Annotated in this window: 24 protein-coding genes; 20 read left to right on the top strand and 4 right to left on the bottom strand. The window is 67.9% G+C overall.

What is annotated here, in order from left to right; genetic code table 11:
* The first annotated feature begins 68 nt into the window (after window positions 1-68).
* The 17 genes from ACY48M_RS10635 to ACY48M_RS10555 all read left to right on the top strand — a co-directional run bounded on the left by ACY48M_RS10635 (window position 69) and on the right by ACY48M_RS10555 (window position 13,835).
* A complete protein-coding gene (locus ACY48M_RS10635) occupies window positions 69-494 on the top strand; it encodes a flagellar hook assembly protein FlgD (RefSeq protein ID WP_462820261.1) in 426 nt (141 codons plus the stop codon).
* Between the two features lie 34 nt (window positions 495-528).
* The gene (locus ACY48M_RS10630) at window positions 529-1,710 is read left to right on the top strand and encodes a flagellar hook protein FlgE (protein ID WP_462820260.1); all 1,182 of its coding nucleotides are present in this window, start codon (window positions 529-531) and stop codon (window positions 1,708-1,710) included.
* Between the two features lie 243 nt (window positions 1,711-1,953).
* Window positions 1,954-2,253 carry a flagellar FlbD family protein gene (locus ACY48M_RS10625; protein WP_462820259.1) on the top strand — a complete coding sequence of 100 codons (300 nt, stop codon included), beginning with the start codon at window positions 1,954-1,956 and terminating at the stop codon, window positions 2,251-2,253.
* Entirely contained in the window at window positions 2,253-3,116 is an 864-nt protein-coding gene (locus tag ACY48M_RS10620) for a motility protein A (RefSeq protein WP_462820258.1), read from the top strand. The genes ACY48M_RS10625 and ACY48M_RS10620 overlap by 1 nt, the downstream gene beginning before the upstream one ends.
* The gene (locus ACY48M_RS10615) at window positions 3,113-3,916 is read left to right on the top strand and encodes an OmpA/MotB family protein (RefSeq protein WP_462820257.1); all 804 of its coding nucleotides are present in this window, start codon (window positions 3,113-3,115) and stop codon (window positions 3,914-3,916) included. The genes ACY48M_RS10620 and ACY48M_RS10615 overlap by 4 nt, the downstream gene beginning before the upstream one ends.
* A gap of 52 nt (window positions 3,917-3,968) precedes the next feature.
* On the top strand, window positions 3,969-4,865 hold the full coding sequence (locus tag ACY48M_RS10610) for a flagellar motor switch protein FliM (protein ID WP_462820256.1): 897 nt from the start codon (window positions 3,969-3,971) through the stop codon (window positions 4,863-4,865).
* 51 nt (window positions 4,866-4,916) lie between these two features.
* On the top strand, window positions 4,917-5,624 hold the full coding sequence (fliN, locus tag ACY48M_RS10605) for a flagellar motor switch protein FliN (RefSeq protein ID WP_462820255.1): 708 nt from the start codon (window positions 4,917-4,919) through the stop codon (window positions 5,622-5,624).
* 1 nt (window position 5,625) lies between these two features.
* Window positions 5,626-6,042: a FliO/MopB family protein gene (locus ACY48M_RS10600; protein ID WP_462820254.1), complete on the top strand. Its 417-nt coding sequence runs from the start codon at window positions 5,626-5,628 to the stop codon at window positions 6,040-6,042.
* A 152-nt stretch (window positions 6,043-6,194) separates the two neighbouring features.
* Window positions 6,195-6,917, top strand: coding sequence for a flagellar type III secretion system pore protein FliP (gene fliP / locus ACY48M_RS10595; protein ID WP_462820544.1), 723 nt, complete (start codon window positions 6,195-6,197; stop codon window positions 6,915-6,917).
* A complete protein-coding gene (fliQ, locus tag ACY48M_RS10590; RefSeq protein ID WP_462820253.1) occupies window positions 6,917-7,192 on the top strand; it encodes a flagellar biosynthesis protein FliQ in 276 nt (91 codons plus the stop codon). The genes fliP and fliQ overlap by 1 nt, the downstream gene beginning before the upstream one ends.
* Before the next feature lies 1 nt (window position 7,193).
* A complete protein-coding gene (locus tag ACY48M_RS10585) occupies window positions 7,194-7,952 on the top strand; it encodes a flagellar biosynthetic protein FliR (RefSeq protein ID WP_462820252.1) in 759 nt (252 codons plus the stop codon).
* Window positions 7,953-9,107: an EscU/YscU/HrcU family type III secretion system export apparatus switch protein gene (locus ACY48M_RS10580; RefSeq protein WP_462820251.1), complete on the top strand. Its 1,155-nt coding sequence runs from the start codon at window positions 7,953-7,955 to the stop codon at window positions 9,105-9,107.
* Entirely contained in the window at window positions 9,104-11,152 is a 2,049-nt protein-coding gene (locus tag ACY48M_RS10575; protein WP_462820250.1) for a flagellar biosynthesis protein FlhA, read from the top strand. The genes ACY48M_RS10580 and ACY48M_RS10575 overlap by 4 nt, the downstream gene beginning before the upstream one ends.
* On the top strand, window positions 11,127-12,194 hold the full coding sequence (locus ACY48M_RS10570) for a hypothetical protein (protein WP_462820249.1): 1,068 nt from the start codon (window positions 11,127-11,129) through the stop codon (window positions 12,192-12,194). The genes ACY48M_RS10575 and ACY48M_RS10570 overlap by 26 nt, the downstream gene beginning before the upstream one ends.
* A gap of 9 nt (window positions 12,195-12,203) precedes the next feature.
* Entirely contained in the window at window positions 12,204-12,482 is a 279-nt protein-coding gene (locus ACY48M_RS10565) for a carbon storage regulator (protein ID WP_462820248.1), read from the top strand.
* On the top strand, window positions 12,479-12,775 hold the full coding sequence (locus tag ACY48M_RS10560) for a rhodanese-like domain-containing protein (RefSeq protein WP_462820247.1): 297 nt from the start codon (window positions 12,479-12,481) through the stop codon (window positions 12,773-12,775). Before ACY48M_RS10565 ends, ACY48M_RS10560 begins: the two co-directional genes overlap by 4 nt.
* A gap of 121 nt (window positions 12,776-12,896) precedes the next feature.
* Window positions 12,897-13,835: a hypothetical protein gene (locus ACY48M_RS10555; protein WP_462820246.1), complete on the top strand. Its 939-nt coding sequence runs from the start codon at window positions 12,897-12,899 to the stop codon at window positions 13,833-13,835.
* Between the two features lie 82 nt (window positions 13,836-13,917).
* Here ACY48M_RS10555 and ACY48M_RS10550 read toward each other — a convergent pair whose 3' ends face one another.
* Entirely contained in the window at window positions 13,918-14,673 is a 756-nt protein-coding gene (locus tag ACY48M_RS10550; protein WP_462820245.1) for an alpha/beta fold hydrolase, read from the bottom strand.
* Between the two features lie 108 nt (window positions 14,674-14,781).
* Here ACY48M_RS10550 and ACY48M_RS10545 point away from each other — a divergent pair, with 108 nt between their 5' ends.
* Window positions 14,782-15,354: an HhH-GPD-type base excision DNA repair protein gene (locus ACY48M_RS10545; protein WP_462820244.1), complete on the top strand. Its 573-nt coding sequence runs from the start codon at window positions 14,782-14,784 to the stop codon at window positions 15,352-15,354.
* 109 nt (window positions 15,355-15,463) lie between these two features.
* On the opposite strand, the gene ACY48M_RS10540 is transcribed toward ACY48M_RS10545, so the two are convergent.
* Window positions 15,464-16,399 (bottom strand): hypothetical protein, encoded by a 936-nt coding sequence (locus ACY48M_RS10540; RefSeq protein ID WP_462820243.1) that lies wholly within the window; start codon window positions 16,397-16,399, stop codon window positions 15,464-15,466.
* A gap of 46 nt (window positions 16,400-16,445) precedes the next feature.
* A complete protein-coding gene (gene map, locus ACY48M_RS10535) occupies window positions 16,446-17,210 on the bottom strand; it encodes a type I methionyl aminopeptidase (RefSeq protein WP_462820242.1) in 765 nt (254 codons plus the stop codon).
* A 90-nt stretch (window positions 17,211-17,300) separates the two neighbouring features.
* Between map and ACY48M_RS10530 the strand changes: the two genes are divergently transcribed.
* Window positions 17,301-17,588: a helix-turn-helix domain-containing protein gene (locus ACY48M_RS10530; RefSeq protein ID WP_462820241.1), complete on the top strand. Its 288-nt coding sequence runs from the start codon at window positions 17,301-17,303 to the stop codon at window positions 17,586-17,588.
* A 44-nt stretch (window positions 17,589-17,632) separates the two neighbouring features.
* A complete protein-coding gene (locus tag ACY48M_RS10525) occupies window positions 17,633-18,478 on the top strand; it encodes a DUF72 domain-containing protein (protein WP_462820240.1) in 846 nt (281 codons plus the stop codon).
* Between the two features lie 139 nt (window positions 18,479-18,617).
* On the opposite strand, the gene ACY48M_RS10520 is transcribed toward ACY48M_RS10525, so the two are convergent.
* Window positions 18,618-19,508, bottom strand: a complete 891-nt coding sequence (locus tag ACY48M_RS10520; RefSeq protein ID WP_462820239.1) for a LysR substrate-binding domain-containing protein — start codon at window positions 19,506-19,508, stop codon at window positions 18,618-18,620.
* Window positions 19,509-19,612 lie beyond the last annotated feature (104 nt).

The raw sequence follows: 19,612 nt of genomic DNA, 5'->3' as shown, positions 1-19,612 counted from the left end.
CCTAACCACCCTGACCACCCTGACCACCCTGACCAACTCACCCACCGCACAGAAACGAAAGGAACGCCATGGCAATCGATGCGACCGCCGCCACGCAGGCAACGAGCATGTACACAACGAACACCACGACTCGCGAGCCAAAACAGACCATGGACAGCGAGGTGTTCCTCTCGCTTCTTGTGACGCAGCTGCGCAATCAAGACCCGAGCTCGCCCATGGACACCAATCAGATGATCACGCAGACGACAGAGCTCGCTTCCATGGAGCAGCTCACGACCCTCACGACACTGAACGAAGAGAACTTCTCGCTGCAAATGCGGATCGCTGCGGCATCCCTCGTCGGCAAAGAGGTGAGCTATGAGAAGAACGGCGAGACCGTGACCGGTATCGCCGAATCTGTTTCGTTCGCCGCCTCGGTGCCCACCGTCTCCATCAACGGGGTCGACGTCGACCTCGACCTCATCTCCGGCGTCACCACCAAGTCCGCCGCCTGAACGTCACGAACCCACCACTGAAAGGTCAACCACCATGCTTCGTTCGCTCTACTCCGGCATCTCCGGCCTCCGCTCGCACCAGACCATGCTCGACGTCACCGGCAACAACATTGCCAACGTCAACACGACGGCGTTCAAGGCGTCGGCCACCCAGTTTCAAGACACCCTGTCGCAGCTCACGCAGGGGGCCGCCGGGCCGCAGGCGGAGCAGGGTGGAACGAACCCGGCCCAGATCGGGCTCGGTGTGCGCGTCGCCGGCATCTCGACGAACTTCGCGCAGGGCTCGGCCCAGGCGACCGGTCGCTCAACCGACATGATGATCTCGGGCGACGGATTCTTCGTGACCCGCTCCGGTGGCGACGAGCTTTACACGCGCGCCGGCAATTTCGACCTCGACGCGCAGGGTCGCCTCGTGACCCCTGACGGTGCGATCGTGCAGGGGTGGGGTGCACAGAACGGCGTCATCCTCGACGGCGGCGCTGTTGGCGACATCGCCCTGCCGCTCGATGCCGTGTCGCCCGCCGTCACGACGTCGAGTGCGACACTCGGCGGCAACCTGCCAGCCGATGCCGCGGTGGGCACCGAGCTCGTCCGTGACACGCAGATCTTCGACACCGATGGCAACGCGCGCACGCTCACCTTCACCTTCACGCGTTCGGCGACAGGGTGGGATGTCGCGGCCGACGACAACGGGACCGCGGTGGGCACCGGCACCCTCGAGTTCACCGATGGGGCCCTCACAGCCGGCGGAACGCTCGCGCTCACGACGACCCCGGCGGTCGCCGTCGATCTGGCATCCATCACCGGGTTCGCCGGGCTCACCACCGTGTCGGTCACGGGCCAGGACGGCCGCCGGGCCGGCACCCTCCAGTCGTTCACCCTCTCATCGGATGGCACCCTCGTCGGCTCGTTCAGCAATGGGGCCTCTGAGGCGATCGGCCGCATCGCGCTCGCGAACTTCGCGAACCCTGGCGGGCTCGAGAAGGCGGGCAACTCGTCATACCGCGCAACCTTCAACTCGGGCAACGCGGAACTCGGCACCGCCGGCACGGCCGGCCTCGGTCAGCTCACGGCCGGCGCGCTCGAGATGTCCAACGTCGACCTGTCGCAGGAGTTCACGAACCTCATCGTGGCGCAGCGCGGCTTCCAGGCGAACGCCCGCATCATCACAACCTCGGACGAGGTGCTGCAGGAGCTCACAAACCTCAAGCGCTGACATCCGCTGCTCGCATTTCGGGGGCATGCTCGCCGCACACGGCGTGCATGCCCCCGTTTCGTGTGCTCGCCGCTGCCAGGAGGCGAATGAGCGGTTTCCGGCGCGATGATCGCGCCGCGGCAACCTCATCCCGCCGAAAAGAGCTCATTCGCGGGCACACCTAACCGGCCCGGCGCCCCTGCCGATAGTGCTCTGTGCAGGCCCAGGATGGGCGGCGCACTTTGAGACCTATGGATGGGCACGATGATAGTTGTCACGCGGTTGAACGATCGCCAGTTCGCGGTGAACCCTGACCTCATTGAGCGCATTCACGCGAGCCCCGACACGACCCTCGTCATGGTCGACGGTGCCAAATACATCGTGACCGAAACGCTGAGCGAGGTCATCGACCGCATCGCGCTGTATCGCGCTCGCGTCATCGCGCTCGCCCACACCTCGGCCGCGTTCGAGTCGGCGCCGCCCCACCTTGACCTCGTCCCTGAGAGCGGTGATGCGGATGCTGCGCCAGCCGACGCCGTCCCCCTGCGCCCGAGGAAGATCTGATGGACCTCGCAACCATCATCGGCATCGCCATCGCGTTCGGTTCGCTGTATGCGATGATCACGCTCGAGGGCGCCCATGTGAGTTCGCTCCTGCTGCCCGCCCCCATGCTCCTTGTCTTTGGGGCGACGCTCGCAATCGGCATCGCCGGCGGCACCATCCGCGACACGATCACCTCGTTCAAGGCCGTGCCTGCTGCGTTCCGTGGCCGCACCTTCAAGCCCCAGGACACGATCGATCAGGTTGTCGGGCTCGCCGAGAAGGCGCGCAGCGAGGGGCTGCTCGCGCTCGAACAGGAGGCCGACAAGGTCAGCGACCCGTTTCTCAAGGGTGCGCTGCAGAACATCGCCGACGGCACCGACGGCGACGAACTGCGGGTCATGCTCGAGGATGAGATCGAGTCGCGCGCCGCGAGCGGCCGCACGGCGTCGAAGTTCTTCGGTCAGCTCGGTGGCTACGCCCCAACGGTCGGCATCATCGGCACGGTCGTTTCGCTCACCCATGTGCTCGAAAACCTGTCGGAGCCCGACGAGCTCGGCCACATGATCGCCGCCGCGTTCGTCGCAACCCTCTGGGGCCTGCTCTCGGCGAACTTCATCTGGCTTCCGATCGGCACGCGCATCAAGCGCCTGAACGACATCGAGCAGGAGCGCATGGTGCTGCTCATGGAGGGGGTGCTCGCGGTGCAGGCCGGCAGCCAGCCACGGTTGCTCGGCGAACGCCTCAAAGCGATGGTGCCGGCCGACACGCTCGGCTCATCGAAGAACGCCAAGGGCGCCAAGGGCGCGAAGGGCGACCCCGACTCGAAGGGCGACAAGAAGTCGAAGCCCGGCAAGGGCGCGAAGGCCGAGCCGGAGGCCGCATGAGTCTCTCACGCCGCCGCACCAAGCATGTCGAAGCCGAACACGACGGCCCAGACGAGCGCTGGATGGCCTCCTATATGGACATGGTCACCGTGCTCATGTGTCTCTTCATCGTGCTCTACGCCATGTCGGCTGTCGATCAGGAGAAGTTCGACGCCCTCAAGAACTCCCTCGCGACCGGCTTCGGCCAAGAGCCAACAGAGACCACGGATGTCTCGGCCGGCGTCGTCGTGCCCGCCGAACTTGTCTCGGAGGAGGGTGAAGGGTTCACCGACATCCAGCTCGCCCAAGCCGAGGTCGAAGAGCTCATCGCCTTGCGCGAGCAGATCCGCTCGAATCTTGCGGCAGGCGGCCTCGAGCACACCGTCTCGTTCACGATCGACGAGCGCGGGCTCACGGTGCGGCTTGTGGGCTCCGAAACGTTCTTCTCGACGAACCGCACCGACCTCACCCCCGTCGCGGTGGGGGTGCTCAACGCGACCGGCCCGGTGATCGCACAGAGCGACCACAGCGTGACGGTGGAGGGGCATGCCGACGGGCGCCCCTCGGTCGCGCCGTTCCCCACAAACTGGGAGCTTGCATCCGGTCGTGCCACCACGGTGCTCCGACACCTGGTCGAGTGGACGGGGGTGCCGGCGACCCGCATCGGCGCTGTCGGTTTCGGCTCGGCGCGACCCCTCGTCGCGGAGGTGTCACCGGAGGCGCAGGCAACGAACCGCCGCGTCGATATTGTCGTGCTCTCCGACCTGCCGGAGGCCGTGCGCTCGCTCATTCCCGATCTCATGTCGCAGGGGGCCGGATGATCGGCTGAGCGAGTGACTAACGAGTTCGGCAGGTCTGCCGATAGTGCTGGATGTGACGGTCCAGAAACACACAGGCGCAAGCGTCTCTTCGCGCGCGCCTGGCGCGGTCGAGGTGTACGACTTTCTCCGCCCGACAACGCTCGTCCGTGAGCATTCGCGCGTACTCGAGTTGGCGTTTGAAACCTTCGCCCGCCAGTGGGGCACGCAGCTCACCGCCAAAGTGCGCGTGCTCTCGCAGGTCACCTGCACGCAGGTGCTCATGTTCACCTACGACGAATACGCCTCCGGGTTGCCGTCGACCACCGCGATGGTGTTGCTCTCGGTGGAGGGGCTCGGCCCGAAGGCCGTCATCCAGTTCCCCACCTCCGCCGCCCTCACCTGGGTGAGTTGCATGCTCGGCGGTCGCGGCACCGTCATCGATGACGAGCGCAAGTTCACGCAGATCGAGCAGGAGCTCGTGAGCCGCCTCATGGATGACGCGCTCGAAGACCTGCGGTATTCGCTCGGTGCCCTGCTGGTGCGCAAAATGACGGTCGACGCCTTCCAATACAACTCACAGTTCGCGCAGGCCGCCGCGACGACCGACCTCATGATCGTCGCAAGCTTCGACATCAAGGTGGGCGATGCCGTCTCGGTTGCCACCGTCGCGATGCCGTCCGAGATGCTGCTGCCGCAGCTCGGCGAAGCGAACCCCATGGGTGAGGTCGCAGATGCCCCGCGCCTCATGCGCGAACAGGTCGTCTCGTCGCCCGTGTCGGTGTCGCTGCGCCTCGAACCGGCGATGGTGCGCCCGTCGGCCGTGCTGGATCTCGCCGTCGGCGACATCCTCCCCATTCCACACCCGCAGCATCGCCCTCTTGAGGTCGCGGTCGAGGGGACGCCGCTCGCGCGCGCCGCGGTCGGGGCCAACGGCTCCAGGCTCGCGTGTGTCGTCGTCGGCATCGACTAGCCGCGCCGCCGCGCCATCACCACACTGACCACCAGCCGAAGGATCACCGCCATGGCAACGACAACACCCACCCTGCAATCGGCCGCCGCCGACGCGCTCGTGCAGCACCTGCCGACGACCGGTGTGCTCACCCCCGTTGTGGCAAAAAGCGGGCGCACCGCTGCCGGCAAGGCCACGTCGGCGCTCGCCGCATCGTTTGTTGGTGCGCAGGCCGCCGATGTGGCGCTCGTGTTGCTCGACGGCCAGCCGCTCCGCGATGCTGCGGGCGGCGACTCGGTCGTGTCGCCCGCCGATGTGGTGCGACCCGCGTTTGAGGCGGCGACGGCCGTGCTCGGTTCGGGGGTGCTCGGTGCTGTGAGCGAGTCGGATGCTTCGGCGCTCTTCGCCGACAAAGCCGCCACCGTCTTCGAGCTCACCGCGGATGGTGGCGTCGTGGGCTGGTTCGCGGTCCGGATTCGTGAGGCCGGTGCCGTCGGCGGGGTGACCCGCAAGTCGAACGAGGAGGTTGCTGGCAAGCTCGGCCGCATCAACAACGTCGAGATGGCGTTGACGGTGGAGATCGGCCGCACCCGCATGTCGGTGCGGGATGTGCTCGGGCTTGAGCCGGGCGCCGTCATCGAACTTGACCGTTCCGCGGGGGCCCCCGCGGACATCCTCCTCAACGGCCGCCTCATCGCCCACGGCGAGATCGTCGTGATCGACCAGGACTACGCCGTGCGCATCACCACCATCCTCGACGTCGCCGACGGCATCGCCTGACATGGACACCGTCATGATCGGCCTGCGGGTGCTGGTGAGTCTCGGCGCCGTGCTCGCTCTGCTGTGGTGGCTGCACCGTCGCCTCTCGCAGGGTCCGCGGGTCGCCAGGGTGAACCCGGTGTCGGTGGTGGCGAAGCAGGGCATCGGCTCAAAAGCATCCGTCGTCGTGATCGACGTCGATGGCGCGCGCCTTGTGCTCGGCGTGACCGAGCAGTCGGTGAGCGTGTTGCAGTCGGGCGAGGTGCCTGCCGCGGAGGTTGCGCCTGCAGCCGAATTCGCCAAGTCGATGGATGCCGCGCTCACCGGCCCGTCCGCCCCCATCGAGTTGTTCGGCCGCCCGCAGTTCGGTGCGCGCAGCGCGATCCTCTCGATGGACACGTGGCGCCAGGCGGCGACCACGCTGCGGCGAGCGCGATGACGGCGGCGTTTGGCTGGTTGAGTAGGTCGCGCAGCGACCGTATCGAAACCGATACGCGAGGGTTTCGATACGGCGCTGGCGCGCCTGCTCAACCAACAATCGCCCGCACCGCGGCCCTCGTCGCGGTGGCGGTGGTCGCGGTTGCCGCCACCATGTCGACGGGTGTGCAGGTGGCCTATGCCGAGCCCATCAATCCGCTTGACGACGGGGTCGGCGGGGTTTCGGTCGAGATCAACGGCCCGAACGGCACACCGTCGTCGTCGATTGTCACCCTGCTCGGCATCACGCTGCTCTCGGTCGCCCCGGCCCTGCTGCTCATGATGACCTCGTTCACCAAGATCTTTGTCGTGCTCGCGATGACCCGCAATGCGCTGTCGCTGCCGAGCATCCCGCCCAACCAGGTGCTTGCCGGCCTCGCCCTCTTTCTCAGCCTGTTCATCATGGCGCCCGTCATCGGCGAGATGAATGAGGTCGGCGTGCAGCCCTACCTGCAGGGCACCATGAACTTCACGCAGGCGTTGGAGGCGGCATCCGCCCCCCTGCGGCAGTTCATGCTGTCGTTCACGCGCGAAGAAGATCTCGCCCTCATGACCCGGGCGGCGGGTCTCGAAAACCCTGACGACATGTCGGCCGTCGAGCTCACGACCCTCATCCCGGCGTTCATGATCTCGGAGCTGCGCGCCGCGTTCATCATCGGCTTTGTCATCTTCGTGCCGTTTCTCGTGATCGACCTCGTGGTCGCCGCCGCCCTCATGTCGATGGGCATGATGATGCTCCCGCCCACCATGATTTCGCTGCCATTCAAGATTCTGCTCTTTGTGCTTGTCGACGGCTGGGGCCTCATCATCACCTCCCTGATTGAGAGTTACGCCTGATGGATGCCGGCGCTGTTCTCGACATCGGCATCCAGGGCCTTGTGGTGGCTGCGAAGCTTTCGGCACCCATCCTCATCACCTCGCTCGTGGTGGGGTTCGCGATTTCGCTCCTGCAGTCGATCACGCAGATTCAGGAGGTGACGCTGTCGTTTGTGCCGAAGGCGGCGGCGGTCGGGGTCGCCCTCATCGTCACCGGCCACTGGATGATCAGCGAGATGGTCGGCTTCACGCATCGCATCTTCGAGATGATCCCCACCCTGCTCGGCGGCGGATGACATGGCCGTTGTGCTCGAGCTCGCCTGGCTGGAGGCGGTGATGTTGGCGGCGGTCCGCATGACCGCGTTCATCGTGATCGCCCCGCCGTTTTCCTACCAGGCGTTTCCGGCACGGATCAAGGCGATGCTGGCGATCGGGCTCGCCCTCGCGGTCTCCCCCCGCGTCACCGCCGACTACGTTTCGCTCGATGATGCGGCATTCTTTGGTGCGCTCGCGCAGGAGGTGGTGACGGGCGCCATCCTCGGCTTTCTCGTGTACATCGTCTTCTCCGCAGTGCAGTCGGCCGGCAGCCTCATCGACATGTTCGGCGGGTTTCAGATGGCGCAGGCGTATGACCCGGGTTCTATGGTCAACGGCGCGCAGTTCTCTCGCTTGTTTCACATGTCGGCGCTCGCCCTCATGTTCAGTTCGGGTGCCTACCTCCTCGTCATCGGCGGCCTCACCCGCTCGTTCGATGCGCTCCCCATCGGCGGCGCGATCGATCTTGCCGGCTCGGCCGAGTCGATGGTCGGGGCCGTCTCGCAAATGTTCCTCTCGGCCGTGCAGATCGCGGGCCCGCTCCTGGTCGTGCTCTTCTTGGCGGATGCCGGGCTCGGCCTCCTCACGAGGGTCGCCCCGGCGCTGAATGCGTTTGCGCTCGGGTTTCCGCTCAAAATCTTTCTCACACTCGCCCTCTCCGTTGTGCTGTTCGCGGCGCTCCCCGGCATTGTGGCGTCGCTCACCGATGACGCGGTCGACCTGCTCATGGGGGTGAGGTAGATGGCGAACGAGCCTGCCGGCGAGCGCACAGAGCAGGCCACCCCGAAGCGCATGAAGGAGGTGCGCGAGAAGGGCCAACTCGCGAAGTCGCAAGATCTCACGGCGTGGCTCGGGGTCGGCGCTGCCGCCATCATGATTCCGACGACGATCGCGCTTGCTTCGACGGCCGCGACGGAGCAGATGTTCGCGGTGGCGAGGGTTGCGAAGTCGGCTGATCCGTTGGCGGCGGTCGACGCGCTGTGGGCGGGGATGGATTCGGTGCTCGCCACCCTCGGCCCCATGCTCGTCGCCGTGTTTGTCGTCGTCATTGTGGGGGCGGTCGTGCAGGGCGGCGTGCACCTCAAGAAGTTCACGCCCAAGGTGGAACAGTTCGACCTGGTGAAGGGTGTTGGCCGCACCTTCGGCACGCAGGCCCTATGGCAGGGGGCGAAGGCGCTGCTCAAGACGGTCGTGGTCGGGCTTGTGCTGTATTTCGTCGTCCAAAGCCTCATGCCCGTGCTTATGGCCTCCGGGGCGAACTCGGTGACGGCGCTGCTCGATGCGGCGGCGGGTGGCACGGCGGCCCTCCTCCAGTTTGCGATCGTCGCAGGGCTCGCGCTGGCATTCGCCGACGTGTTCGTAGTGATGAAGCGCAACATGAAGAAGACCCGCATGACCAAAAAAGAGGTCAAGGACGAGCACAAGAACAGCGACGGTGACCCCCTCGTCAAAGGTCAGCGCCGCGCACGGCAGCTCGCGATGAGCCGCAACCGCATGATTGCAGCCGTCGCCGGTGCGGATGTCGTGCTCGTCAACCCGACGCATGTCGCCGTCGCCCTCAAATACGAGTCGGGCAAGTCCGCCCCGCGGGTCGTCGCCAAAGGCGCAGACCTCACGGCCACCCGCATCCGCGACGAGGCCGACAAGAAGGGGGTGCCCATGGTGCGCGACATCCCGCTCGCCCGCGCACTTCACGCGCAGTGCGAGCTCGGCCACGAGATTCCCGTCGAACTCTATGACGCGGTCGCACGAGTGCTCGCGTTTGTGATGGCGCTCAAGAAGCGCGGTGCCGCGGCCGGCACCCACACCATGATGCGCCCGGTCGGCGCCCCCTCGACTCCCAGCGTGCCGGCACTCCCGGCATCGGCACCGAACGCAGCGAAAGGCTTCGCATGAAACGCTCTCTGACAATGTTCGCCGTCCCCGTCGGGGTGGTCGGCATCCTGCTGCTGCTCGTCGTGCCCATCCCGTCGGGGCTGCTCGACCTGCTCATCATCGTGAACATCCTGTTCGCGCTTGTCATCCTGCTCACGAGCATGTTCGTCAAGAGGCCCCTCGACTTCTCGGTGTTCCCCTCGCTGCTGCTCGTCGCGACCCTGTTCCGTCTCGGCCTCAACGTCGCCTCGACCCGGCTTGTGCTCGGTGACGGGTATGCGGGCCAGGTCATCGAGGCGTTCGGTCATGTCGCGGTCGGCGGTTCGCTCATCATCGGTGCCGTCGTCTTTCTCATCCTCATCGTCATCCAGTTCGTCGTCGTCACGAAGGGTGCCGAGCGCGTCGCCGAGGTCGGCGCGCGCTTCACCCTCGACGCCATGCCGGGCAAGCAGATGGCGATCGATGCCGATCTCAACGCAGGCCTCATCACCGATGTCGAGGCGCGCGAACGCCGGGCCGAGATCTCGGCCGAGGCCGACTTCTACGGCGCTATGGACGGGGCCTCGAAGTTTGTGAAGGGTGACGCGATCGCCGGCATCGTCATCATCATCATTAACGTGATCGGCGGCATCGCGATCGGCATGCTGCAGCGCGGCATGGAGATCGGCGAGGCGGTCGAAACCTACACGCTCCTCACGATCGGCGACGGCCTCGTCACGCAGATCCCGGCGCTGCTCATGGCGGTCTCCACCGGCATGATCGTGACCCGCGCCAACACCGACAGCGACATGGGCTCGACCGCGTCTGGGCAGCTCACACAGTCACGCCAGGCGCTCACAATCGCGGGCGTCGCCGCCCTCGTCATGGGCATCATCCCCGGCATGCCGATCCTCCCCTTCGCCATCGTCGGCCTCGTGCTCATCGTCGCGGCGCAGCGCATCAAAGCCGGCGAGACCGCGAAACAGCGAGAGGCGGATGCCGCGGCGCTCCTCCCAGCACCCGCCAAGCCCGACACCCCAGAAGACCTCATCGAGCAGATGCGCGTGCACGCCCTCGAAATCCAGCTCGCGCCAGACCTCGTCGACCTCGTCACCGGGGCATCCGATGATCTCCTCGCCCGCGTCCGGGCGCTGCGTCGCAAGATCGCACTCGAGATGGGCGTCGTCGTGCCGCCGGTGCGCACGCGCGACAGTGTCGAACTGCCGTCGGGCACCTACGTCATCCGCATCGCCGGGGTCGAGGCCGGCCGGGGCATTGCGCCGCGGGGCCGGGTGCTCGCCCTCGGCGACCACCTCGACGCCCTGCCGGGCCAGAGTACGGTCGAGCCCGTCTTCGGGCTTGCCGGCAAATGGGTGCCAACCGAGATGCGGCACAGCGCCGAACTTGCTGGCGCAACCGTGATCGACCGCGTCTCGGTGCTCGTCACCCATCTGTCATCGCTCGTCACCGGCAACGCCGCGCGATTGCTCAGTCGCGAAGATGTCCGCGTGCTCACGGAGGGCGTCAAGCAGGTGAACCCCTCTGCCGTCGACGAGCTCGTGCCCACCCTGCTGAGCCTCGCCGAGGTGCAGCGTGTGCTGCAGGGGTTGCTTGTCGAACAGGTCGCCATCAACGACCTCCCGCGCATCTACGAGGCGCTCTCGCTGCGGGCCAAAGTGTCGAACGACCCGGAAGGGCTCATCGAGGCGGCGCGCCACGCCCTCGGCCCGGCGCTCACGAGCCGGCACCTCGACGGCACCCTGCTCCGCGTCATCATGATCGACCCCGGCCTCGAACAGTCGATGCTCGAAAGCATGCGCCCCTCCGAGCTCGGCACCCAGCTGCTGCTCGACCAGCACGCCATCGAGAGCATCCTCACCTCCCTCAAAGAGACCGTCATGCGCCTCGAAGCGGCCGGAAACTCCGCCGTGCTCGTGTGCGCCCCTGCGCTGCGCCCCGCCGTGCGGCGCCTCGTCTCGGCGCAGTCCAACGGCCTGCCGGTGCTCTCGTACCAGGAGGTCACCTCCGCGAACGCAGACATTGAAACCGTGGGGGTGATCCGTGTCTCCGCGCAGATTCCGGCTTGACGGCGCCTCGCTCGGCGAGGTGAAGCAGCGCGTCACCGAAGAACACGGGCCGGATGCCCGCATCATCGCGGTCGAACAAATCACGACCGGCGGGGTGGGCGGCTTCTTCGCGAGCCGCCGCTTCGAGGTCACGGTCGAACTGCCCGACGGGCCCACCCCTGCCGCCGACGCGCACGACCTCGGCTCGTCGAGGCTCGCCGGCATCGCCGCCCTCCTCGACGAAGCGGATGCCGCAGAAACCGCCCTCAGCGCCCCACCCGTCGGCACCGTGCTCAGCGATGACCCCATCGCCGCGCGGGCGGCGAGCGCGGCGGCACTCACGGCCAGCCTGCCTGCGAGCCTTTCCCGTCCCGCAGCTGGCTCCCCCGCTGGCCCCGCTCCGCAGGGGGAGGTCGCTGGCGCGCGACGGCCCGGCCAAGCGCAGTCGGGTCTCGACGACGAGTCCGAACTCGTGTCGACCTCGACCCGCACCTTTGCCGAGGTGCTCGACGACCTGCAGGCGGTCACCGACTTCGACCGCGAGCATCCGCCCATCCCCGGCATGATCTCGTCGCGCAGCCATGCCGGGGTGTTCCCGCCATGCCCACCCCTCGCCGACGGTGCTGGCGACCTCATCGTCGTCGTCGGCTTCGCGGGTGACGCGCTCGCCGTCGCCCGCGCCATGTCATTCACGGTGCAGACCGAACTGGTCGTCAGCGGGGCCGCCGTCGCCGAAGGGCTCGAACGCATCGACGGGCGACGCGACGCCATCACGGTGCGGGCACAGGGGGTGCGGCGCGAACGCGTCGTCATCGCGGCCTTCGGGCTCAGCGCCCACGACGCCATCCCGGCGCAGGCGCAAGCGGTCGCCGAACTCAAACCAGACCAGGTGTGGTTGGCCGTCGATGCCGGACGCAAACACGACGACACCGCCCGCTGGGTCAACGCCGTCACCGCCGTGCTGCCGGCCCAGGCCGTTGCCGCCGTCGGTCGGGACACCACCACGACCCCCGACACGGTGCGTGACCTCGGCATCGCTGTGAGCTGGACGTATGACGGTTAGGCTGTTCAAATGTTGGTGTTGACGCGCAAGCCGGGGGAGCAGGTGCTCATCGGCGACGACATCGTCATCACCATCATCGAAAACCGTGGTGACGGCATCCGCATCGGCATCGACGCACCCCGCGGCATCGTCATCCAGCGGGCCGAAATCGTGCAGGCCGTCACCGAGGTCAACGTCGAAGCAACCCAGGCCGCCCCGGATGCCGAAGAGCGACTCAAAGCCGCCCTCGGCATCGTCGCGCAGGCGAACGAAGCTCCGGATGCCTCGAAGCCCGGTGCCACGCAATGAGCGAAGTCAGCGTCACCGAACTCGCCGCCCTCGAGTCGCCCGTGGTGATCGACGTCCGTGAGCCCGACGAATATCAGGCTGGCCGCGTTCCGGGCGTTCTCCACATCCCAATGGGCGAAATTGTCGAGCGGGTTGCCGAAATCCCGGATGACGGCACCGTGTACGTGATCTGCGCCGTCGGTGGTCGCAGCGCCCGCGTCGTCGACTTTCTCTCCTCACGCGAGGTAGACGCCGTGAACGTTGCCGGCGGCACGATCGCATGGCAACAGGCTGGCCTCCCGATCGAGCGCTGAGCCGTCCGCGCCGGTTGAGTAGCGCGGTTCGCTTGTTGGCAATCGCGCCAGCGATTGTGCGAACCTCGCCGACCGAGCCTGCGAGGGAGGACCAGGGCCGTATCGAAACCCGTCTTCAGGGGTGTTGACACTCCAGGGTGCTGCGCAAGACTGTGCCGAGGGAGGCAGCATGGGGCTTGAGGATGCGACGCGCGATCTCTACGGCGCGCCCCTCGCCGAATTCACGGTGCGGCGTGCGGCGCTCGTGGCGGAGGCGAAGGATGCCGGTGATGCCGAGCTCGCCGCCGCCATCGGGGCGCTGCGCAAGCCCGTCGCATCGGCATGGCTCGTGAACATGCTCGCCCGGCACCGCGCCGACCGGGTCGCCGAGGTGGTGGCGCTCGGCGAGACGCTCCGCGAGGCACAGGACGACCTCGACGCACCCCGGCTGCGGGAGCTCGGGCGGCAGCGGGCAACCCTCGTGCGCGAGCTTGCGCGCCAGGGCGGTGCGCTCGCGAACGAGCTCGGGGGTGCGGCATCCGCTGCCGTCATCGAAGAGGTCGCTCAAACGTTGCAGGCCGCCATGACCGATGCGGATGCAGCGGCGCTCGTGCAGGCGGGGGCGCTCGTGCGGCCGCTCACGGCGGCGGGCTGGGGTGCTGGCGACGGAAGCGGGGACGGTGCAGACGGCGCGGGTGGTGCGCTCATCGTGTTCCCGAGTCGGGCGCAGCGGGCCGCCAGGCGTGGGGAGCCGGGCGGGGCCAGTGCCGACAGTGCTCGCTCGGGGGCCGAGGGCGCGCGTCAGGAACTCGCGGAGGCGGAGTCCGCGCTTGAGGCGGCACACGCGGATGCCGAGCGGCTCCGGGCCGAGGCCGACGCCGTGGCGGAGCGGCGCACGAAACTCCGCGACGAGGTCGAGGAACTCACGCGCCAACTGCGCGAGGCCGAGGGCGAACTGTTTGACGCGGAGGATGAGGCCCGCCGCATCCGCCGTGCACGCGACGAGGCGAAGCGCACCCTGAGCGGTGCCGAACGGGCAGTCTCTCGCGCCCAGACGCGTCTCGCCCGTCTCGACCCGTGAGCCCGGCTCGACCCGAGCCCCTGAGCGGTGAGGTCTGCCTTGTGCACCTTCAGTCCCCTCCCGATGGTGCGCTACCCAGACCTCACGGCCCGGTTGTCTCCCGGTAGTGTGCGAGGAGCTCGCGGGTGAACTCGCGTGGCCGGATGGCGGGGACGACATGGCTCGCGCCGGGCACCGTCACGAGTCGCGCATTCGGGGCGGCCGCGAGGTAGCGGGCGGCGTCGGCGCGCACGTGGTCCCATTTGCCGTTGACGAAGAGCACGGGCTCGTGGATGCGACGGAGGCTGTCGATCGGACGCAGCGTGAGCAGCGCGCGGATCGTGTCATCCATGACGTCGAGCGCGACCCCGCCCGAGATGACATCGGTGGCGCCCGGTTGCGGCACGAACAGCCGCACGGCGAGGTTGTTGAGGGCGAGCCCGCGGTCCGGAAGCCGCCCGATGACCTTCGCGATTCCGCGCCACGTGTGCATCACGACCGGGTTTGGCACGGTGCCGCACGCCGCCGCAAGCAGCCCCGCGACGCGGCCGGGGTTGCGGGCAACCCACTCGATTCCGAGATACCCGCCGAGCGAAAACCCCACGAGGTAGGGCTTGGCGCCGTCGCCATGCCCATTGCCGGCGCTCGCGCCGCCGCCGGATGCTTCAGCCAACGCGACGGCGTCGTCGATGCTCTTCATGGCGGCGTCGAGGGTGAAGCGTTCCCCGATGCGCCGCCCGTGCCCCGGCAGGTCGATCGCGAGGGTGGGAATCCCCTCCCGTTCCAGCTCCTCAACCTGTGCGCGCCAGAGGCTGTGCGAGGTGCGCAGGCCGTGCACGAGGATGACGGTGGGGCGCATGCGCCGATTGTATGCGGTCGCGAGTGGTCACTTTCTGCGCCACCGCGCACCCCTTGGCGCGCAAACTGACCTCTCGCGGGGAGTACCGCCCGGTGCAAGAATCGGCGTATGACGATGTATTTGACGGGTGACCCTGCCGCCGATGAGCTCCTCGAGAGCGACGACCTCGCCCTGCTGCTCGGGATGCTGCTCGACCAGCAGGTGACGATGGAGTCGGCCTTTGCTGGCCCGGCGAAGATCCGCGACCGGATGGGATCGCTCGAGGCCGCGACGATCGCCGCCGAAGACCCGGACGCGTTCGTTGAGGTGTTCCGGCAGTCGCCGGCCGTGCATCGGTTTCCGGGATCGATGGCGGGCCGCGTGCAGGCCGTGTGTGAGGCGGTCCGTGATGAGTGGGGCGGCGAAGCATCCGCGATCTGGACCCGCGGCGAACCCGACGGCGCCGAAGTGCTGAAGCGGCTCAAAGCCCTGCCGGGGTTCGGGGAGCAGAAGGCCAAGATCTTCTTGGCGCTGCTCGGCAAGCGTCGGGGTCTCAGCGCTGCGGGCTGGCGCGAAGCATCCGCCCCTTACGGCGAGGAGGGTGCGCTCATGTCGGTCGCTGACATCACGAGTGCCGAGACGCTCGCGAAGGTGCGCGAGGCGAAGAAGGCGGCGAAAGCGGCGGCGAAGGCCGCGAAGTAGCGCCTCCCGGCTGGCTCAGCGAGAGGTCACATTCTGCGCTTCCGCCACCCCGCTTGGCGCGGAAACTGACCTCTCACGGCGCCCGCGAGCCGCGCACATTGCGACGGCGTTACCCCGCCGGCACGCCCCCGAACGTCCCGCCGGTGTCGACCGACCCGGTGTCGGTATACGCACGGATGAAGAACTCCAGAGGGTACCCCTCGGGGTCGGCGTCGGCGAGCCGCGGGTCGGTGAGCACCGCGGTGATGGCCTCCGCTTCGGTCGTGGTGACGCGGTTCACGTAGAGCTGCGGCCACCGGGGCCCGTCATAGCCCGCCTCGAGCGCGAACTCGGCCGCCGGGTGCGCGGTGGCGGTCGTGGCGATCGCGCTCAACGCCTCTGGCGTCACCCGCTCCGGCACGTCCACCAGGATGAGGCGACCATCGGCGGTCGTGTACCGCGCTCCGTCCGCAAACGAGTCCAGTTGGCGCAGCGCCGTGTGCACCGTGGTGAACACGGACGGGTCGCCGATGGTCACGGCAGGCCAGCCCGTTCCGATCGCGACGGAGGTTACGCCGTCGACCGCAAACGCCGCGAAGGCCGAGCGGATGCTCTCGGCTGGCCCCGTCTCGGCTGGGAACACCTCCACCTGCACCGAGGGGAGCGCGACCACATCGTCGTCGGTGAGCTCTCCGCCGCCGACCGTCACGTGCGCGACCCACCGCCCGGCACCCGCCGCAGCTTCGGAGTACTCGCGAGTCGCTTCGCCCACCACGACGGCCTGCTCCACGTCGATGTCGTCGGCCAGCCGCACCCCGATCGAGATATCCCAGACGTCGGGGTCGCTCGGATCGGCCTCATCGTCATCGGGAGTCACCGAGCTGTGCCCGACCGTGACCTCGACGACGCCATCGAGGGCGCCGAGCTCCTGCTCGGCGAGCGCCCAGAGGGGCGTCGCACTCGCGGAGGGTGCGGCCCCGCCGGCTCCAGCGCTGCCGCCGCAGCCTGTCACGACGGCGAGGAGCACCGCCGACATCGCCATTGCCAGAGTCGTGCGCCGTGACATCCGTTGCCCCCTCGTGCCGAAGCTTTCACTCTATTGGTGCACCGCCTCACGCCGTCAAAATCTGCGGCCCATCCTCGGTGATCGCGACCGTGTGTTCGGCGTGGGCGGTGCGGCTGCCGGTGGCGCTGCGGAGCGTCCACCCGTCGGCGTCGGTCACGAGTTCTGCCGTGCCGACCATCGCCCACGGCTCAATGGCGAGCAGCAGGCCAGGGCGGAGCCTGTAGCCGCGACCCGGCCGGCCGTCGTTTGCGATGTGCGGGTCCTGGTGCATGGTGGTGCCGACGCCGTGGCCGCCGAACTGGAGGTTGATCGGGTAGCCGGCGGATGTCAGTACCGAACCGATCGCGTGCGAGATGTCCCCGATGCGCCCGCCGGGTTGTGCTGCGTCGATCCCCGCCTGGAGCGCCGACCGAGTTGTCGCAATGAGCTTCTCGTCGGCCGGATTCTTCGTGTCGCCGACGATGAAGCTCACGGCGGAGTCGGTGACGATGCCATCAGTCGCGGCGGCGAAGTCGAGTGTGAGCAGGTCGCCATCGCGCAGAGCGTAGTCGTGCGGCATCCCGTGCAGCACCGCGTCGTTGACGGAGGTGCAGATGTAGTGCCCGAAGGGCCCGCGGCCGAAGGAGGGCGCGTAGTCGACGTAACACGATTCGGCACCGGCTTCGCGGATCAGGTCGCCCGCGAGACGGTCGAGTTCGAGCAGGTTGGTGCCGACGGATGCTCGCTGCCGCACCGCCCGCAGCACGGTGGCAACGAACCGCCCACTCACGGCGGCACGCTGCAGTTCCTCCGAGCTGAGGATCTCGATCATCGTGTGCCTTCCAGTGCCGTGTCGCGCTTCCGCCTGCGCGGTGCCCCCTGCGCGTTGTCGAATAACTATCCCGGTATTAGTATCACTTTCATGGTCAGAGTTCCACTCACCCCCGACGAACTCGAGCGCGGTCGCCGTCTCGGCGAGGCGCTGCGGTCGGCCCGCGCCACCCGCACTATGGTGGATGTCGCGGCCTGCGCCGGCCTCTCGCCAGAGACTCTGCGCAAGATCGAGACGGGGCGCATCGCCACCCCCGCGTTCTCCACCATCGCGGCGGTCGCGGGTGTGCTCGGGGTCTCGCTCGACGAACTGTGGGCGATGGCCGAGCCCGAGGTCGACGTGGTCGCGCTCGAGCCGGGTCAGGTCCTCGCGTCCTGAGGCCCACACTGTCGGAGCGGCCTTCTGCGGCGTACCGTGTCCGCATGGGCACGCATCCTGTGGCGCGCGTCGGCATTTCGGGCTGGCGGTATGCGCCGTGGCGCGGTGATTTCTACCCGAAGGGGCTCGCGCAGCGACGCGAGCTCGAATACGCCTCGCGCAAACTCGACACGATCGAGCTCAACGGCTCGTTCTATTCGCTGCAAAAGCCGCAGTACTACGAGACGTGGCGCGATGAGACCCCCGATGGCTTCATCTTCTCGGTCAAGGGTGGCCGCTTCATCACCCACATCCGCAAACTAGAGGGCGTCGAGTCGGCGCTCGCGAACTTCTTCGCCTCCGGCGTGCTTGCGCTCGGCCCGAAGCTCGGACCCATCCTCTGGCAGCTGCCGCCAAGCCTTGCCTTCGACCCCGAAGTGCTCGAGGCCTTCGTTGCGCAGCTTCCCCACACGACGACGGATGCCGCGGCGCTCGCCGCGCACCACACCGACCACCTCGACGGCCGGGCGTGGCCCGTGGATGCTTCTCGTGGCGTTGACGACACCGTGGTCGATGCCCCACTCCGCCACGCCATCGAGGTGCGGAATCACACCTTCGACACCCCGGAATACTTCGAGGTCCTCAGGCGTCACCACGTGGCATCCGTCGTCGCCGACACGGCTGGCAAGTGGCCGCAGCTGTGGGAGCAGACCGCCGATTTCGCGTATGCGCGCCTGCACGGCGACAAGGAACTCTACGTCTCGGGCTATGACGAGGAGGCGCTCGACCTGTGGGCGGACCGCGTCCGCGGCTGGCTCGGCGACGGCCGCGACTGCTACGTGTACTTCGACAACGACGTGAAGGTGCGGTCGCCATACGACGCGATGGCGCTCGCGAAACGCCTGACCTGACGAACCTCCGCCGCGGGCCGTTTCTCCTCCGCTGAGTGGACGCAAAAACGTCTCCCGGAGCGCCTTCGGCCGGTGATAAGGACGTATTTGCGTCCACTCAGCGGCCGCTGGGTGAGGGCCGGGTCAGGGCAGCGCCGGCTCAGCCGGCCAACGCATCCGCCGTCCGGGCGAGCGCCTCGCGCACCGCGATGATGCCGGGGCTCCGCACGGTCGCCCGCCGCGCCGCCGTGAACACCGTGCGGCGCGGGTCGCCGTCGAGGGGCAGCAGCTGCACGGTGCGGGAGCGCTCCGTCCACACGAGGTCGGGCAACAGGGCGACGGCGTTGCCCGACTCGATGAGGCGGATGTGGGCCTGCAGGTCGGCGGTCTCGAAACGCACATCGGGCTCGAAGCCGGCCTGGCGGCAGGCTTGTTCGGCCCAGTGGCGGGATGCGGCGCCGCGGGGTTCCATGACCCAGGCCGAGCGCGCGGCATCCGCGATGCTGCGGATGGTGGACTCGGGTGCGACCGCGAGCGAGATGGCGTCGCCGGTGAGCCGCACACGGTCGAGGTCGGGGTGGTGCGGCGCCGCGTGGCCGGGGTACTGCTCGGCGATGACGAGGTCGAAGTCGCGCACCCAGGTTTCGTAGAGGGCGGTTTCGGGTTCGCGCTGCGTCATCTCGACGCGAAGCTGCGGATGCTCGGCCGCGAGCAGCGCGAGGGCGTGCGGCATGAGGGCGAGCGCCGCCGACTGGAACACCGCAACCCGCACCACGCCGGTCGCGGCCGTGAAGGTCGCGCTGAGCTCCGATTCGGCGAGTTCGAGTCGCTCGAGCACCGCCGCCGTGTGCTCGACGAGCAGTTCGGCCTGAGCGGTGAGGTGCACGCGCCGACCCGATTTGCGCAGCAGTTCAACCCCGACCTCGCGCTCGAGTTGGGCGAGCTGCTGCGACACCGATGATGGGCTCTGGTTGAGGGCGGATGCCACTGCCGCAAGTGTGCCGCGCACGCTGAGTTCGCGCAGCAGGCGCAGGCGTCGCACGTCGAGCATCAGGGGCTCCAATTCATCAGTGAAGCTTATGAATATGCGTTAGAAAACATCGCTTTACCTTATCTGAACCCGATTCCATACTGGGCGTAACCCCTCGCGGAATG

It is taken from the genome of Homoserinimonas flava (assembly GCF_054969005.1).
This window is presented reverse-complemented; position numbering and strand designations above follow the sequence as displayed.